The organism is Hydrogenophaga sp., assembly GCF_965657535.1.
GTDB lineage: Bacteria > Pseudomonadota > Gammaproteobacteria > Burkholderiales > Burkholderiaceae_C > Hydrogenophaga.
Window position 1 is genome coordinate 169954 of record NZ_CBFHOP010000007.1, and the last position, 15560, is coordinate 185513.

15 protein-coding genes are annotated in these 15560 nt (G+C 66.3%); 4 read left to right on the forward strand and 11 right to left on the reverse strand.

Features of this window, described 5'->3' with window-relative positions:
• The first annotated feature begins 22 nt into the window (after nucleotides 1-22).
• A complete protein-coding gene (locus ACTG4K_RS13820) occupies nucleotides 23-1642 on the forward strand; it encodes an FMN-binding glutamate synthase family protein (RefSeq protein WP_439114787.1) in 1620 nt (539 codons plus the stop codon).
• Between the two features lie 39 nt (nucleotides 1643-1681).
• The gene (locus ACTG4K_RS13825; protein WP_439114788.1) at nucleotides 1682-1933 is read left to right on the forward strand and encodes a hypothetical protein; all 252 of its coding nucleotides are present in this window, start codon (nucleotides 1682-1684) and stop codon (nucleotides 1931-1933) included.
• A 35-nt stretch (nucleotides 1934-1968) separates the two neighbouring features.
• On the opposite strand, the gene ACTG4K_RS13830 is transcribed toward ACTG4K_RS13825, so the two are convergent.
• From ACTG4K_RS13830 to ACTG4K_RS13880, 11 genes are all read right to left on the reverse strand, one after another.
• Nucleotides 1969-2361 (reverse strand): glutaredoxin family protein, encoded by a 393-nt coding sequence (locus tag ACTG4K_RS13830; protein WP_439114789.1) that lies wholly within the window; start codon nucleotides 2359-2361, stop codon nucleotides 1969-1971.
• A 75-nt stretch (nucleotides 2362-2436) separates the two neighbouring features.
• Complete coding sequence (locus ACTG4K_RS13835; protein ID WP_439114790.1) at nucleotides 2437-3609, reverse strand: toxin-antitoxin system YwqK family antitoxin; 1173 nt, start codon at nucleotides 3607-3609, stop codon at nucleotides 2437-2439.
• Nucleotides 3584-4162 (reverse strand): putative toxin-antitoxin system toxin component, PIN family, encoded by a 579-nt coding sequence (locus tag ACTG4K_RS13840; RefSeq protein ID WP_439114791.1) that lies wholly within the window; start codon nucleotides 4160-4162, stop codon nucleotides 3584-3586. The genes ACTG4K_RS13835 and ACTG4K_RS13840 overlap by 26 nt, the downstream gene beginning before the upstream one ends.
• Nucleotides 4162-5514 carry a THUMP domain-containing class I SAM-dependent RNA methyltransferase gene (locus ACTG4K_RS13845; protein WP_439114792.1) on the reverse strand — a complete coding sequence of 451 codons (1353 nt, stop codon included), beginning with the start codon at nucleotides 5512-5514 and terminating at the stop codon, nucleotides 4162-4164. Before ACTG4K_RS13845 ends, ACTG4K_RS13840 begins: the two co-directional genes overlap by 1 nt.
• Before the next feature lie 126 nt (nucleotides 5515-5640).
• Nucleotides 5641-7317: an RNA polymerase factor sigma-54 gene (rpoN, locus tag ACTG4K_RS13850; RefSeq protein ID WP_439114793.1), complete on the reverse strand. Its 1677-nt coding sequence runs from the start codon at nucleotides 7315-7317 to the stop codon at nucleotides 5641-5643.
• A 115-nt stretch (nucleotides 7318-7432) separates the two neighbouring features.
• Complete coding sequence (lptB, locus tag ACTG4K_RS13855) at nucleotides 7433-8224, reverse strand: LPS export ABC transporter ATP-binding protein (protein ID WP_439114794.1); 792 nt, start codon at nucleotides 8222-8224, stop codon at nucleotides 7433-7435.
• The gene (lptA, locus tag ACTG4K_RS13860) at nucleotides 8221-8847 is read right to left on the reverse strand and encodes a lipopolysaccharide transport periplasmic protein LptA (protein ID WP_439114795.1); all 627 of its coding nucleotides are present in this window, start codon (nucleotides 8845-8847) and stop codon (nucleotides 8221-8223) included. Before lptA ends, lptB begins: the two co-directional genes overlap by 4 nt.
• Nucleotides 8848-8983: 136 nt before the next feature.
• A complete protein-coding gene (locus tag ACTG4K_RS13865) occupies nucleotides 8984-9637 on the reverse strand; it encodes a thiol:disulfide interchange protein DsbA/DsbL (protein ID WP_439114796.1) in 654 nt (217 codons plus the stop codon).
• 81 nt (nucleotides 9638-9718) lie between these two features.
• The gene (locus ACTG4K_RS13870) at nucleotides 9719-10426 is read right to left on the reverse strand and encodes an SPOR domain-containing protein (RefSeq protein WP_439114797.1); all 708 of its coding nucleotides are present in this window, start codon (nucleotides 10424-10426) and stop codon (nucleotides 9719-9721) included.
• Nucleotides 10427-10440: 14 nt separating this feature from the next.
• Nucleotides 10441-12126 (reverse strand): arginine--tRNA ligase, encoded by a 1686-nt coding sequence (argS, locus tag ACTG4K_RS13875; protein ID WP_439114798.1) that lies wholly within the window; start codon nucleotides 12124-12126, stop codon nucleotides 10441-10443.
• Between the two features lie 42 nt (nucleotides 12127-12168).
• The gene (locus ACTG4K_RS13880) at nucleotides 12169-13068 is read right to left on the reverse strand and encodes an HTH-type transcriptional regulator ArgP (protein WP_439114799.1); all 900 of its coding nucleotides are present in this window, start codon (nucleotides 13066-13068) and stop codon (nucleotides 12169-12171) included.
• Nucleotides 13069-13200: 132 nt separating this feature from the next.
• On the opposite strand from ACTG4K_RS13880, the gene ACTG4K_RS13885 reads away from it, so the two are divergent.
• On the forward strand, nucleotides 13201-13842 hold the full coding sequence (locus ACTG4K_RS13885) for a LysE/ArgO family amino acid transporter (RefSeq protein ID WP_439114800.1): 642 nt from the start codon (nucleotides 13201-13203) through the stop codon (nucleotides 13840-13842).
• Between the two features lie 4 nt (nucleotides 13843-13846).
• On the forward strand, nucleotides 13847-15514 hold the full coding sequence (locus tag ACTG4K_RS13890; protein ID WP_439114801.1) for a flavin monoamine oxidase family protein: 1668 nt from the start codon (nucleotides 13847-13849) through the stop codon (nucleotides 15512-15514).
• The last annotated feature ends 46 nt before the right edge of the window (nucleotides 15515-15560 follow it).

The following is a 15560-nucleotide window of genomic DNA, read 5'->3' on the forward strand; positions in this document are numbered from 1 at the left end:
TGCTGCCCACCTGAAAGACACCATGCTCGACCGACTCAACACCCTCTACCCCGTGCGCTACACGGCCCTTGCCTTGTGCGTGCTGGCGGCGCTGCTGAGCCTGTTCACGCTGGTGGGGTTTGGGGTGGGCTTGCTGTCGCTGCTGGTGTTTGGTGGGCTTTCGGTGCTGGGCTGGCGAGACCTGCGCCAAACCAAAAGCTCTTTGCTGCGCAACTACCCGGTCATCGGGCATTTCCGCTTCATGCTGGAAAAAATACGGCCTGAAATTCGCCAGTATTTTCTGGAAAGCGACAACGAAGCCACGCCGTTTTCACGCAGCCAGCGCAGCCTGGCCTATGCGCGCGCCAAGGGCGAAACCGACAAGCGCCCCTTTGGCACCCAGCGCGACGTGAAAGCCGTAGGCCACGAATGGCTCAACCACTCGCTCGCCCCCAGCCAAGTTGCCTCGCACGACTTCCGCCTCACCATTGGCGGGCCGCACTGCACCCAACCCTTTGATGCCAGCGTGTTCAACATCTCGGCCATGAGCTTCGGCGCCCTGTCGGCCAACGCCGTGCAGGCGCTCAACGCCGGGGCGCAGCGCGGCCGCTTCGCGCACGACACCGGCGAGGGATCCATATCGGCCTGGCACCGGCTCAACGGTGGCGACCTGATCTGGGAAATCGGCTCGGGCTACTTTGGTTGCCGCGACGACGCTGGCCACTTCAACGAAGACAAATTCAAGGCCAACGCGCTCGACGCCCAGGTCAAGATGATCGAGCTCAAGCTCAGCCAGGGCGCCAAACCCGGCCACGGCGGCGTGCTGCCCGGCCCCAAGGTCACGCCCGAAATTGCTGCAGCCCGGGGCGTGCCAGTGGGGCAAGACTGCGTGAGCCCCGCCGCCCACAGCGCGTTTGCCACGCCGCTGGAGCTGCTGCACTTCATGGCCCGGCTGCGCGAGCTGTCGGGCGGCAAACCAACCGGCTTCAAGCTCTGCATTGGCCACCCCTGGGAATGGTTCGCCATCGTCAAAGCCATGCTGGAAACCGGCATCACGCCCGACTTCATCGTGGTGGACGGCGCCGAAGGCGGCACCGGCGCTGCCCCGCTGGAATTCACCGACCACGTGGGCGCCCCGCTGCAAGAAGGCCTGCGCCTGGTGCACAACACCCTGGTGGGCGTGAACCTGCGCGACCGCATCAAAGTGGGCGCGTCGGGCAAGATCGTCAGCGCCTTTGACATCGCCCGAGCCATGGCTACCGGCGCCGACTGGTGCAACAGCGCACGCGGCTTCATGTTTGCGCTCGGCTGCATCCAGGCCCAGGCCTGCCACACCGGCCAGTGCCCCACCGGCGTCACCACCCAAGACCCCGTGCGCCAGCAAGCCCTGGTGGTGCCCGACAAAGCCGTGCGCGTGTTCAACTTTCACCAGCAAACCCTGCACGCCCTGCAAGAACTGGTGCAAGCCGCCGGCCTGCAGCACCCCAGCGAAATCACCGCCCACCACATTGTGCGCCGCGTGAATGAAAACGACGTACGCCTGCTGGCCAATCTGCTGCCTTCGACCCTGCCCGGAGCCCTCTTGGGCGACTTGCAAGGACAACACCCGGTGTTCACCACCTACTGGGCGCAGGCCAAGGCGACCCACTTTGCGCTGGGTTGAACGCACAGCAACCGCCGCACAACCACCAGGCTCCACACCGTGACACCGCTCCAGCGCCCGCCGGGTTTGTCATTGCGCCCCTTGAACGACACGGTATGCGCCGTGTTTGACGCGCTAGGTCAGCCCGTGGGCAATCTCAAGCGCATTGGCGCGGTGTGGAAGTTCAAGGCGGTGGGCCTCACCGCTTCGGGCGAGCTGGAGCCGGGCGGTGGACCGCTGACGCACCGGCACAACGCGGTGTTTGAGCGGCTGGATGCGGCCGAGGTGAGCGCCCGTTTGCTGGCCGACTGAGCGATCTTGCCGGCGACCGCCCAAGCGCAAAGGCCTCAGACCTTGGCGAAACGCCCACGCAGGTAGGCCACGATCGCGGCCGAATCGGTGAGCCACTGGCTCTGGCCAGTGGCGTCGGTGATCTTCAGGCACGGCACTTTGGTGGCGCCACTGCCCTGCAGCAGCTCGGCGCGGTATGCGGCGTTGTGCTGGGCGTCGCGCTTTTCAATGGGCAGCGAAAGGCGCCGCATTTCTTGGCGCACCTTGATGCAAAACGGGCAGGTGTTGAACTGATACAACACCAGGTTTTTGCACTGCAGGTTGACGGTGGTTTGCGCCGACGGCTCGCGCACCACGCCGCTGGGCTGGGTGAGGCGCTCTTTGAGCAGCATGAACGGGCCCAGTACGGTGCGCACGGTTCTGAAGAAGGCTCTGATGACGGTTTTCATGGGGTTGGGAAAGTTTCAAAGCCTTGCGGCGAAAGGAATCAGATAAAGGTGTGATGGGCGTACTAGCGGGTGGCATCAGATGCGTGAGCCGTCTTCCAGAAACCGCTCTTCGCGCTCCAGCGCGCCTTGCGCGTTGAAATGCTTGCGGCGCAGCAACACGCCGCGCTCGCCGTGTTCGTCTTCGCGCAGCAGCAGGCCGGCCTCGTTGAAATAGCGTTGCCAGCCCCACAGGCGGCCGTTGCGCTCCACGTTCATGGCCGATGGCTTGCCGTTGTCCCAAAAGCTTTCGGTGGTGCGCAGTTCAACGCGGCCTTCACGGGCGATGTTTTGCTGCAGCTTGTGCTGACCATTCAGGTACCACTGCTGAATGTTGCGCTCAAGGCCCAGCGCCCAGCGGATTTCCTGGGTGAGCTGGCCGCTCTCGGCCCACTCGCGGCCCACGCCTTCGCGCCCCGCAGGCGCTGCGCCAGGCTCTCGCTCCAGCAGGTCGGTTTCAGACCGCATCTGGCCCGAGGGGTAGTACACGCGCTTGACACGCCGGAGCGGTTGCCCGGCTTCCTGGTGCAGCGCTTCGCTGCGCACCAGCGCGCCTTGGGCGTTCAACACGGTGAGGCGCTGCAGCGCGCCGCCAAGGTAGCTTACGGTGCCCGATGGCTGGCCCGGCGCACGGTGCAGCGTGACGGCGCTGGCGCGGCCCTGGTGCCCGCACACGGCCTGGTCTTGCGGCAGCAGCGACACCGGGGCGCAGCGCAGTTCGCTCAAGGTGCCGTCGGTCAGCGTGCTGAGGCTAACGGCGATGCGCCGGTCAACCACGTAGTCGAGCCGCTGTAGGTGGCCGGATTCGGCGTAGGTTTTTTGCGGCCCCACGGGCTCACCGTCGTCCAGGTTTTCTTCGCGGCGCAGCGTGCCCTGGGCGTCCCATGCGCGGGCCAGGCCATGGCGGTTGCCACGGGCGTTGGTGCTGTGCTCTTTGCGCGAGCCGTCGCGGTAGACCCAGCGCGCTGGCCCCATCAGGCGCCCGTCTTGCAGGGTTTGTTCGCGCAGGCGCACGGGGCCGTCCAGATCGGTGCAGCGCATAAGGCCGCTTTGGCCGGCGGTGGTGAAGCCGTTGGCCGGGTTCACGGGCGCGCCAGCCAGTTCGCACTGCGGCACCGCATGGGCCGCGCTGGCCAGCAGCCCCAGGCACAGCCCCAGCAGCGCAGCCCGCACTGCACGTGGGCGTTCAGTGGGCCGGGCCAGGTGCAACATGGATTAATGGGATCAACGGCGCGGGGCCTGCGCCCGCCACCGCCACAGGCGGCAGCCACTGGCGGCAGACCACCACGCCCAGCCGAGCCAGCCGGTTCGTCATGGACAGCACATGGGCGTCTTTGCTGACCAGGGCGGCACGGTGGGCCACAGCGAGGTCGATGAACTTCTGGTCGTCCGGGTCTTTGCAGGTGTAGGCCGCCTTGGCGGCGGCGGGCACGACGCAAACGCGCTGGTCAAAGGCCTCCAGCACGGCCCCGGCGGCCAAGGCCTGGGCCGCCAGGCGCTTCACAATTTGCGGGTAGGCCAGCACGCGGGCCAGTTCTTCGCGCATGGCTTGGGTGGCCAACCAACCGTGCGCGGCACCGTCAATGGCGGCACGCAGCGGTGCCGTGGCGGGGTCGGCAAACACGAAGAGGTCCAACGCAATGTTGGTGTCGAGCACAAACGGTACCGCGGGCGCCCAAGCCAGCGCTGCGCCGCCCGCGGGCTGCCGTGCCAGCCCGGAAGCGGGCGGCACCAAAGGCAACGAAGGGGCGGTGTGGTCGGGCATCAGGGGGCAGCGGTCGGGTCTTGCTGCGGCTGGATGCGGCGCGCGGTCAGGTCAAAACGGAACAGCCGGCATTCGATGGGGCCGTTCCACATGGGCACGCGGCGCGATTCCTTGAAGCGCATCTTGCCGGGTAGCTTGAGGTCGGGCGTGAGCAGCCAGGCGCTCCAGCCGGCGTAGTGGGTTTTCCAGTGGGCGGCGAGCTGCTGAAAAAATTCGCTGCCGTCGCCGCCGTCGGCCATTTGCGCACGCTCGCGGCCCAGGCCTGGTGCGGGTGGCGCGGCCTTGCCCACCGTAAAGGTACGCGGAGCGCGGGGTTCCATGCGCTGGGCGCGGGCGCTGGCGCGCTGCTCCGAGCTTTCACCGGCCACACCGGCCGCGGCAATGCGCTCGCCATAGGGCGGGTTGAGCAGCATCACGCCGGGCTTGGAGGTGGGGGGCAGGCGCTGCAGCGCGTCGCCGCCGCGCAGCTCCATGGCGTGGGCCACGCCCGCACGCTCGGCGTTGCGCTGGGCAAAGTCGACCATGCGAAACGACACATCGCTGCCAAACACGATGGGCGGGTGGCCCTCGGGCCAGTGGCGGATGTCGCGCTCAGCTTCGTCCTGGATGGCGGTCCACACGTGGGGCTGGAAAGGTACCATCTTTTCGAACGCAAAGCGGCGCAGCAAGCCCGGCGCGATGTTGAGCGCGATTTGCGCAGCCTCAATGACCACGGTGCCGCTGCCGCAACAGGGGTCGTACAGCGGGGTGATGGCATCCAGCGACTCGGCCTCGCCACCGTTCCAGCCGGTGGCGGCGATCATGGCGGCGGCCAGGGTTTCTTTCAGCGGGGCGTCACCTTTGTCTTCGCGCCAGCCGCGCTTGAACAGCGGCTCGCCCGAGGTGTCGATGTAGAGCGTGAGCTCCTCGGTGGTGAGGTGGGCGTAAATGCGCACGTCGGGCCAGGTGGTGTCCACGCTGGGGCGCTCACCGCGCTTGGCGCGAAAGCGGTCGCAAATGGCGTCTTTGATCTTGAGCGCGGCGAAGTTGAGCGAGGTGAGTGGGCTGTGCTGCGCCGTGATTTCGACCTTGATGGTCTGCGCCGGGCTGAACCAGATTTCCCAGGCAATCTCGCTGGCGGCGTTGTACAGGTCTTGCTCGCTGCGGTAGCCGCCGTGCCACAACTGCACCAATACCCGTTGAGAGAGTCGGCTGTGCAGGTTCAGGCGCATGGCGTCGCGCCACGAGGCCTGCACCCCCACACCACCGCGCGCCTTGAAGGCCAGCGGCTCGCCGGTGATGCGCTGCACCTCGGCGGCCAGGTAGTCCTCCACGCCAGCGGCGCAGGGGAGGAAGAGTTTGAGTTGGTTCATGGCAGGTTACTTCGGCAATGGCTACAGGGCGTCCGGTGCGTTGAACCCTACCAGCATGCACCACGGAACCGGCTTTGCCGGGCCGTAGGTGCAGCCCCTTGGGGGTGACGCGAAGCGGCGCGGGGGTTACAAACTTTTGCGCAGGTTGGCGGGCGCAATGCGCAGCGCTTCGCGGTACTTGGCCACGGTGCGCCGCGCGCATTCGATGCCCTGCTCTTTGAGCAGGTCGGAGAGCTGGTTGTCAGACAGCGGTTTGGCGGGCTCTTCGGCCGCGATGAACTGCTTGAGCAGCGCACGCACCGCGGTGCTCGACGCGTTGCCGCCGGTTTCGGTGCCCAGCGACGAGCCAAAGAAATACTTGAGCTCGTAGGTGCCAAACGGCGTGGCCATGTATTTGGCGGTGGTCACGCGGCTGATGGTGGATTCGTGCAGGCCGAGTTCGTCGGCAATTTCGCGCAACACCAGCGGGCGCATGGCGAGTTCGCCGTGCATGAAGAAGTTGCGCTGGCGCTCGACGATGGCGCTGGACACACGCAAGATGGTGTCAAAGCGCTGCTGGATGTTTTTGATGAACCAGCGCGCTTCTTGCAGGCGCTGCTGCATGGCGGCGTGGCCGGCTTCGCCGCTGGCACCGCCGTCGCGCCCGCCGCGGTTGCCACGCATGGCGTTGGCGTAGACGTCGTGCACACGCAGACGCGGCATCACCTCGGCGTTGAGCTGCACTTTGAAGCCCCGACCGGCGCGGGTCACGAGCACGTCGGGCACCACCACGTTGCGCTCCACTTCCACAAAGCGGCGGCCGGGCTTGGGCTCCAGCCGCGCAATGAGGCCCAGCGCGGCGCGGGCGGTTTCGTCGTCAATGCCGCACAGGCTGCACAGGCGCTTCACGTCGCGCTTGGCCATGAGCTCCAGCGGCTGCTTGCAAATGGCCAGGGCGGCGCGGGCCTCGGGGCTGTTGCGCATTTCCTCGATCTGCAAGCGCAGGCATTCACCCAGGTCGCGCGCGCCCACACCAGCGGGCTCCATGTGCTGCAGCAAATGCAAGGCCATGCTCAGGCGCTGTTCCAGGGCCTCGCGCGCTTCCAGCTGTTCCGGGTCTTCCCCAGCTTCGGGGTCGGCTATCAGCACGCCGGGGTTGGACAGGCTGAGCCAGGCGGTGGCCAGGTCGAGCAGCGTGTCTTCCAGGTAGCCGTCGTCGTTGAGCGACTCGATCAGGAAATAGAGCGCGGCGCGGTCTTCATCGCTCAAGCGCAGGCAGCGCGCCTGGTCGTGCAAATGGTTTTGCAGGCTGACAGGTACGCGGGCCAGATCAGCGGCGGTGGCGGTTTCGTCGTCGTCGCCCGAGCCGCTGTTGCGCGGCGGGGCGTCACCGCCCCATTCGCTGTCGTCGGGCGCCATTTCCACGGTGCCGTCGCCTTCCCAGCTTTCTTCCACCGGGGTGGCACCGTCCAGCCGGCCTTCCAGGTCGTCACCGGGTGCGCTGTCGGCCGTGCTTTCGGAGGTGGACACACGGTCCGACACCGGGCCATCGTATGGCGTCTCGGACGCCACGACCTCGGCCCCGGCCTGCATGGCGTCGGTGATCTGCTCTCCCGCACTCACCGGCGCGTCGGTCTGCTGCAGGCCAAACGCTTCGCGGTCGGCGATCTCTTCGGTGCGCTCCAGAAACGGGTTTTCGTCCAGCATTTGCTCGACTTCCTGCGCCATTTCCAGCGTGGACAGCTGCAGCAAACGGATGGACTGCTGCAGTTGCGGCGTGAGGGCCAGATGCTGCGAGACGCGGAGCGAGAGACCTTGCTTCATGAACGGGCACCCGTGTGGGCCACGCAACCAAGCCCAACGCTGCCGCCAGCCAGAGCGCCCGTGCCACTGGCGGGCCGCCAACGGCGTGTAGAGAAAAACGGAGATGCCATCTTCATCACATCTTGAAGTGCTCGCCGAGGTACACCCGGCGCACGTCGGCGTTTTCCACGATCTCGGCGGGCGTGCCGCTGGTGAGCACGTGGCCTTCGTTGATGATGTAAGCGCGATCGCAAATGCCCAGCGTTTCGCGCACGTTGTGGTCGGTGATGAGCACCCCGATGCCGCGCGATTTCAGAAAACCGATGATGCGCTGGATCTCGATCACGGCGATCGGGTCAATGCCGGCAAAGGGCTCGTCGAGCAAGATAAAGCGCGGGTTGGTGGCCAGGGCGCGGGCAATTTCGACGCGGCGGCGCTCGCCGCCCGAGAGCGCGGGCGCGGGCGAATCGCGCAGGTGGTCCACGTGCAGGTCTTTGAGCAGGGCATCCAGCCGCGCTTCAATCGCGGCGGGCTTGAGCGGCTTGCCGGCGTCGTCCAGCTGCAGTTCCAGCACGGCGCGTACGTTCTCGGCCACCGAGAGCTTGCGAAAAATGGACGCTTCTTGCGGCAGGTAGCCCAGACCCAGGCGGGCGCGGCGGTGAATAGGTTGGCGCTCGATGGACTGGCCATCCAGCAAAATCTGGCCCGCGTCGGAACGCAGCAGGCCCACGATCATGTAGAACGAAGTCGTTTTTCCCGCGCCGTTGGGGCCGAGCAAGCCCACCACTTCGCCTTTGTCGATAGCGAGCGACACGTCTTTGACCACCAGGCGGCTGCCATAGGCTTTTTTCAGCCCGCGCGCTTCCAGGCGGCTGGTGTTGGGCCGGGTGTCGGTGCTGGCCGCCGCTGCCGTGGCGGGCGCCGTCACCGCTGGCCCTCGCCTATCTGGCCGCTGGGTCGCAGCGGCACGGGTGAGGCGGCAGGCGCAGCGGGTGCACCGTCTTTGGGCACGGGCGTGAGCATGGCCCGCACGCGGCCTGTGGGGTTGCCGGGGGTGCGGTTGGCAGCGCCACCGTCCACCGCAAACGTGTCGTTGCTGCTGTTGTAGATGATCAGGCTGCCCGAGGTTTCGTCATTGACTTGCGTGCCCTTGTAGCGCCGCAGCACGGCACTACCTATGAAGCGCACGGTCTCGGTTTGGCTGTCGTACTCAATGCGCTGGGCTTCACCCTCAATGAACTCGTCGCCCGCATCGCGCTTTTGGCGGAAGAAGGCGGGGCTGCCCGTCACGGTACCAAACTGGTTGCCTTGAGCGTCTTGTCGCACTTCAACACGGGCACCCCGGATGACGATGGTGCCCTTGGTGATCACCACATTGCCGGTGAACACACTGGTCTGGCGAGCGTCGTCGTAGCGCAAGGCGTCGGCCTCGGCATTCATGGGTTTGTTGCGGTCAGCCCGCTCAGCCTGAGCAGCCCCCACACACAGCAGGCCGATCACCAGCGCAGTGGCCAGTGAGCGGAGGGGGCGAAACAGGTGGAAAGTGGGCATGGCAATGTAGGGCACGAAACTTGCATTCATTGTAGCGGCGTGAACCCGGATTTCGGGGGCCAGACCCCGCTGAACACCCAAAATGCACAAAGCCCGCATGCAGCGGGCTTTGTGGGCAGCAGGCGGGCTCGGTCTGTCAGGCTTTGCGCAGGTCGGCGATCAGCGCGTTGGCCACCACCAAGGTGCGCGGACCCTGGCCAGTGACGTAGTAACGGCCACCCACGCCGAGCGAGGGCGTGCCTTCGACCTGATAGGCGTCTTGCAACAAGGTGGCTTTTTTGGCTTTGCCGGCCACGGTGAACGAGCCGAACAGTTCGTTGAATTTCTTCATGTCCACGCCCTGCTTGCCCATCCAGTCGGCGATGACGGCCGGGTCTTGCAGGCGCTGCTTGTCCACATGGAAAGCGCGGAACACCTTTTCGTGCAGTGCGTCGACCTGGCCCATGGCTTCCAGCGCGTAATACAGGCGCTGCATGGGCACAAAAGCTTCGTTGAACGCCACGGGCGTGCGGCGCACCACCACCTTGGCGGGCAGCTTCTTCATCCAGTCGGCCAGCAGCGGCTCGAAGTTGTAGCAGTGGATGCACGAGTAGGCAAAAAACTCCACCACCTCGATCGTGCCCACCGGGCTGTCGACCGGGGCCGGACGGCCCAGGCGCACGAAGTCGGCGCCTTCCTTCAGGCCGGCGGGCTGGGCGTGCGCGGGGGTGAGGGTCAGGGCCGCCGTGGCGCCCAAGGCGGTGGTGGCACCAGCCGCCAGCAGGGAACGGGAAAATTCGCGACGTTGCATGGATTCAAACTCCTGGTTGGGGCATTTGGGGGCGGCTGACAGGGGAAAAGTTCCCGCGCCCGCACTGCCCCGCAGCAGCTTTCAGCGCTGGACGCGCACCAGCGCCGCTTCGACGCCGCTGACTTCAAGCTGTTCGCGCGTCACGTCGGCCAGGCTCTTCTGGTTGAACGGACCCACCCGCACACGAAACACGGTGCGACCCGACTGCTCGCGCTCGCTGACCTGGGCGTCAATGCCGAGCATGGCCAGCTTGGCGCGCTGGGTTTCGGCGTCTTCAGGCGTGCGAAAAGCACCCGCTTGCACGAAATAGACAAAGGGATCGGCAGCCGGTGCGTCGGCAGCGGTTGGTGCGGGCGTGGCCTGCCCCAGTCGCGACTGCACCAATTCGCCCAGCGGGTCGGCCGGGCGGGCGGGTGCGGCCTTGGTAGCCGTGGCCGATGTGTCGGTAGCGGGTGTGCTGGCCGTGGCGGCACTGGGCACGGGCAAGGCCTGGCCGTCGGCCGGGGGTACCACGATGGTGCCGGCTTCGAGCGCTGCGGGCACCGGTGGTGGCGCGGGCGCGTCTTTGCTACCCAGGGCGGCGTTCGGGTTCCAGCCCTTGTTGCGCTCGGCTTCTTCCACGTCTTGCGCGGGCTTGCGCGACACGCCACGGTCCACAAACGGCACGGGCACGCGGGTCACATAAATGGCCACCGACAGCGCAGCGCCCAAGCCCACCAACAGCCCAATGACAAAGCCTACAAGGGTGCCGCCCAGCTGTTTTCGAGCCCGAAGGGAAGGTTGTTTCATAAAGGATTCCAGTCTCACATTTTTTGCGGGGCGCTAACGCCCAGCACCGCCAGACCATTGTGCAACACCTGTGCCGTGGCTTTGACCAGCGCCAGACGGGCCTGCTTCACCGCTTCGTCGTCCACCAGAATGCGCTCGGCGTCGTAGTAGCTGTGGTAGCAGGCGGCCAGCTCGCGCAAGTAAAACGTGACGTCGTGCGGCGCGAAGTCTTGCGCGGCCGACGCCAGCATGGCCGGGTATTTGGCCAGCTGCAGCATGAGCGCTTGCGCGGCCGGGCTTTGCAGCGCGGCCAGGTTCACGCTGTTGAGCGTGGCGGGGTCGCCGCCGCCTTTGTCTTGCCAAGCCGACAGCACCGAACAAATGCGCGCGTGGGCGTACTGCACGTAATACACCGGGTTGTCGTTGTTTTTCTGCACCGCCAGATCCACGTCAAACGTGTATTCGGTGTCGGGCTTGCGGCTGAGCAGGAAGAAGCGCACGGCGTCTTTGCTGGTCCATTCGATCAGGTCGCGCAGCGTCACGTAGCTGCCAGCGCGCTTGCTGATCTTCACCTCTTCACCGCCCTTCACCACACGCACCATGGTGTGCAGCACGTAGTCGGGGTAGCCCTGAGGAATGCCCACATTGGCCGCCTGCAGACCGGCGCGCACGCGGGCGATGGTGCCGTGGTGGTCGGTGCCCTGGATGTTGATGACCTTGGTGAAGCCGCGCTCCCACTTGCTGATGTGGTAGGCCACATCGGGCACAAAGTAGGTGTAGCTGCCGTCGCCCTTGCGCATGACGCGGTCTTTGTCGTCGCCGTAGTCGGTGGACTTGAGCCAGAGCGCGCCGTCCTGTTCGTAGGTCTTGCCGGCCTCGCGCAGTTTTTGCACGGCAGCGTCCACCTTGCCGCTGGTGTAGAGGCTGGATTCGAGGTAGTAGTGGTCGAACTTGACGGCAAAGGCCTGCAGGTCCAGGTCTTGCTCGTGGCGCAGGTAGGCCACTGCAAACAGGCGGATGTCGTCGAGCGCGTCCACGTCGCCGCTGGCGGTGAATGCGCGGTCGTCCGAATGCACCGTCTTTTTCGCCAGGTAGTCGTTGGCAATGTCCTGGATGTAGTCGCCGTTGTAGGCGGCTTCGGGCCACTGCTCGTCACCGGGCTTGAAGCCTTTGGCGCGCAGTTGCGTGCTGTTGGCGAGCGTGCCAATCTGCACACCCGCGTCGTTGTAATAGAACTCGCGGTGCACACTCCAGCCCTGGGTTTCAAACAGGCTGCAAATGGCGTCGCCCAGCGCCGCCTGGCGGCCGTGACCCACGTGCAGCGGGCCGGTGGGGTTGGCCGAGACGAACTCCACCATCAGCCGCTGGCCGTTGGACGGCTGCACGCCAAACGCGTCGCCGGCTTGCAGCACCTCGTGCACGATCTGCTGCTTGGCCTCGGGCTTGAGGCGGATGTTCAGAAAACCGGGCCCGGCGATGTCGATGTCGGCCACCCAGCGCTCGTAGGCGGGCAACACCAGCAGCGCCGCGCGCAGGGTTTCACCCAGCTGGCGCGGGTTGAGCTTGAGCGGTTTGGCCAGCTGCATGGCTGCGGTGCAGGCAAAGTCGCCGTGGGCGGCCACCTTGGGCGACTCGAACGCGGCACGTGCGCCAGCGCCGGGGGACAGTTTTTCCAACTCAATGGCCAGGCCGGTGAGCAGTTCTTGTTTGATCTTGAGCATGCGGCGATTTTAGGGCGCGGCCGCTCCCCGGCCGCAAAGCATTCAAACGGCCCGCAGGTGCTGGGCGGCGGCGGCCTTCACCGCCTGTGTCAGCCGCTGGGCCGACGGCGCCTCGCGGGCCCAGTGCTGCCAGTACAGCGCCACGTCCACCGTGGCGCCGGGCAGCACCTCTTGCAAACCGGGGCGGCTGACCAAATGCTGTTCGGGCACCATGCCCCAGCCCAGGCCCAGCTCAATGGCCGTTTCAAACGCCTCCACCGCCGGGGCAAAGTGGCGCGGGTAGTTGGGCTGGCGCAAACCAAAGTGCTGCGCCAGAAACGCGTCTTGCAGGGCGTCTTTGCGGTTGAAGATGATGGCCGGATGCGACAGCAGCTTGTGCGGCGACACCGCGCCGGCGGGCGTGCGGCAGCGCTGGGCCACGGCGGGCGCAGCCACGCAGCGGTAGCGCATCACACCCAGCGGCTCGGCCACGCAGCCGCGCATGGGCTCAGCCAGGGTGGTCACGCAGCCGATCACGTCGCCGCTTTTGAGCGCGTCGTGGGTGTGGTCCTGGTCGTCGATCAAGATTTCAAGCAGCAAGCGGTGGCGCTGCAACACCGGGGCCACGCCGGGCAAAAACCAGCTCGCCACCGAGTCGGCGTTGATCGCCACGCTCAGGCTCTGCCAGCGCACGCCCCCACGCGCCTCGGCCCCTTGCAGGCCGCTCAGCAAGTCGGCTTCCATCAGGCGCACCTGTTTCACATGGCCCAGCAGCGCCTGCCCGGCCGGGGTGGCGCGCACCTGCTTGCCGCGCACCAGCAGGCGCTGGCCCAGGGCGTCTTCCAGCGCCTTGATGCGCAGCGACACCGCCGCCAGCGTGAGCGACAGGGCCTGGGCGGCCGGGCCAAAGCCACGGTGTTCCACCACGGCGGCCAGGGCTTCAAGTTGGCGGGCGTCCAGCATCTTTTTGTTAAAAATTTATTGAGTGATAAGAGTTTAATTTACCTTGATTTAAATAAAAGTCTGTTTGACACACACTGGCGGTCATTCGAACCCGATTCGACCCCCACAACAGCCCCGCTCCCGGAGATTTCCATGGTCCTGACCTTCCCCACCTTCACCGCCGGCATGGTGCTCAGCATCTCGCTGATCATGGCGATTGGCCCGCAAAACGCGCATGTGCTGCGCATGGGCCTGCAGCGCCAACACCTGTGGCTCACGGTGGCGGTGTGCGCCCTGGCCGATGTGGTGCTGATTGGCCTGGGCGTGCTGGGCCTGGCCCAGCTCGGCGGCCTCAGCGACAAGCTCCTGGGCGCGCTCATTGGCGCGGGTGTGTTGTTTCTGGGGGTGTATGGCTGGCAGGCGTTCCAGCGCTTTCTGAAACCGCAAGCGCTGGCGCTGGTGAACGATGACCAGGGCAAGCCCCAACTGGCCGCCGCACCGGTGACGCAGCGCCAGGCCATCCTTTCGGCGCTGGCGTTTTCTTGGCTCAACCCACACGCCTGGCTCGACACCGCCGTGCTGATCGGCACCGCGTCGCTGGCCTACGGGCAAGGCAGCACCTCGTTTGGTCTGGGTGCAGCCACCGGCTCGCTGGTGTGGTTTGTGGTGCTGGGCAGCGCCGCTTTCTGGCTCGGCCGCCGGCTCAATTCGCTGCACATCTGGCGCGTGCTGGACGGCGCCGTGGCCCTGATGATGTGGGGCACCGCCGCCTGGCTGCTGTCGTCGCTGGTGTAAGCCCATGACCACCTCCCGCCCCACCACGGCCCCGGTCACCGTTTTCGGCCCGGACTTCCCGTTTGCTTTCGACGACTGGCTGAAACACCCACAGGGCCTGGCCACGCTGCCCGCCCGCGCGCACGGCACCGAAGTGGCCATTGTGGGCGCGGGCATAGCCGGGCTGGTCGCGGCCTACGAGCTGATGAAGCTGGGCCTGAAGCCAGTGGTGTACGAAGCTTCGCGCATGGGCGGGCGGCTGCGCTCGCAGCCCTTTGAAGGCGGCCAGGGCGTGGTGGCCGAGCTGGGCGGCATGCGCTTTCCGGCGTCGAGCACCGCGTTTTTCCATTACGTGAACCTGCTGGGCCTGGCCACCCAGCCCTTTCCGAACCCGCTCACGCCCGCCGCAGGCAGCACCGTGGTGGACCTGGAAGGCCAGACGCATTACGCCCGATCGCTGGCCGACCTGCCACCGCTGTTTGCCGAGGTGGCCGACGCCTGGAGCGCCGCACTCGCCGAACTGGGCTTTGGCGACCTGCAGCAAGCGCTGCGGGAGCGCGACGTGCCGCGCCTCAAAGCCCTGTGGGACCGGCTGGTGCCACTGTGGGACGACCGCACCTTCTACGACTTCATTGCGCAGTCCCAAGCGTTCTCTAAACTCTCGTTTCGCCACCGCGAGGTGTTTGGCCAGGTGGGCTTTGGCACCGGCGGCTGGGACTCGGACTTTCCCAACACCATGCTGGAGATCTTGCGCGTGGTGCTCACCGGGTGCGACGAAGACCAGCACCTGATTGAAGGCGGCGTGCAGCAGGTGCCACTGGGCCTGTGGGCGCACGCGCCGGCACAGATCACGCACTGGCCACCCGGCACATCGCTGGCCAGCCTGCACGGCGGTGCCACGCGCCCGGGCGTAACAGCCATTGCCCGCGCGCCCAGCGGGCAGCTCGCCGTCACCGACACCTGGGGCACCGTGCGCACCTACCCCGCGGTGCTGGTGACCTGCCAGAGCTGGCTGCTGACCACGCAGATCGCGGTGGAAGAAAGCCTGTTTTCGCAGAAGCTGTGGATGGCGCTGGACCGCACGCGCTACATGCAGTCGAGCAAAACCTTTGTGATGGTGGACCGCCCGTTCTGGAAAGACCTGGACCCCGCCACCGGGCGCGAGGTGATGAGCATGACGCTCACCGACCGGCTGACGCGCGGCACCTACCTGTTTGACAACGGGCCGGACAAACCTGCGGTGATGTGCCTGAGCTACGCCTGGATGAGCGACGCGCTGAAGATGCTGCCGCACCCGCCGCACAAGCGCGTGCAGCTGGCGCTGGCCGCGTTGAAAAAAATATACCCAAACGTGGACATTGCCAGCCACATCGTGGGCGACCCGATCACCATCTCGTGGGAAGCCGACCCGTATTTTCTGGGCGCCTTCAAAGGCGCCCTGCCCGGCCACTACCGCTACAACCAGCGCATGTACGGCCACTTCATGCAGGACGGTTTGCCCGCCGCCGAACGCGGCATTTTCCTGGCCGGTGACGACGTGTCGTTCACGCCTGCGTGGGTAGAAGGCGCGGTACAAACTTCGCTCAACGCCGTGTGGGGCATCGTTCACCAGCTCGGCGGGCGATGCGCTGCCGACAACCCGGGGCCGGGTGAATTGTTTGCGGCCATTGGCCCGGTGGCGCTGCCGGACTGAAGCGGGTACCTTTGACGGAACCACCGACACGCACCTGCCACCGCCC

Excerpts from the sequence above, each read along its gene's own strand:
- ACTG4K_RS13820 (WP_439114787.1), top strand. The coding sequence starts at position 23 with ATGCTCGACCGACTCAACACCCTCTACCCCGTGCGCTACACGGCCCTT.
- ACTG4K_RS13830 (WP_439114789.1), bottom strand. The coding sequence starts at position 2,361 with ATGAAAACCGTCATCAGAGCCTTCTTCAGAACCGTGCGCACCGTACTG.
- ACTG4K_RS13835 (WP_439114790.1), bottom strand. The coding sequence starts at position 3,609 with ATGTTGCACCTGGCCCGGCCCACTGAACGCCCACGTGCAGTGCGGGCT.
- ACTG4K_RS13840 (WP_439114791.1), bottom strand. The coding sequence starts at position 4,162 with ATGCCCGACCACACCGCCCCTTCGTTGCCTTTGGTGCCGCCCGCTTCC.
- ACTG4K_RS13845 (WP_439114792.1), bottom strand. The coding sequence starts at position 5,514 with ATGAACCAACTCAAACTCTTCCTCCCCTGCGCCGCTGGCGTGGAGGAC.
- rpoN (WP_439114793.1), bottom strand. The coding sequence starts at position 7,317 with ATGAAGCAAGGTCTCTCGCTCCGCGTCTCGCAGCATCTGGCCCTCACG.
- lptA (WP_439114795.1), bottom strand. The coding sequence starts at position 8,847 with ATGCCCACTTTCCACCTGTTTCGCCCCCTCCGCTCACTGGCCACTGCG.
- ACTG4K_RS13865 (WP_439114796.1), bottom strand. The coding sequence starts at position 9,637 with ATGCAACGTCGCGAATTTTCCCGTTCCCTGCTGGCGGCTGGTGCCACC.
- ACTG4K_RS13870 (WP_439114797.1), bottom strand. The coding sequence starts at position 10,426 with ATGAAACAACCTTCCCTTCGGGCTCGAAAACAGCTGGGCGGCACCCTT.
- argS (WP_439114798.1), bottom strand. The coding sequence starts at position 12,126 with ATGCTCAAGATCAAACAAGAACTGCTCACCGGCCTGGCCATTGAGTTG.
- ACTG4K_RS13880 (WP_439114799.1), bottom strand. The coding sequence starts at position 13,068 with ATGCTGGACGCCCGCCAACTTGAAGCCCTGGCCGCCGTGGTGGAACAC.
- ACTG4K_RS13885 (WP_439114800.1), top strand. The coding sequence starts at position 13,201 with ATGGTCCTGACCTTCCCCACCTTCACCGCCGGCATGGTGCTCAGCATC.
- ACTG4K_RS13890 (WP_439114801.1), top strand. The coding sequence starts at position 13,847 with ATGACCACCTCCCGCCCCACCACGGCCCCGGTCACCGTTTTCGGCCCG.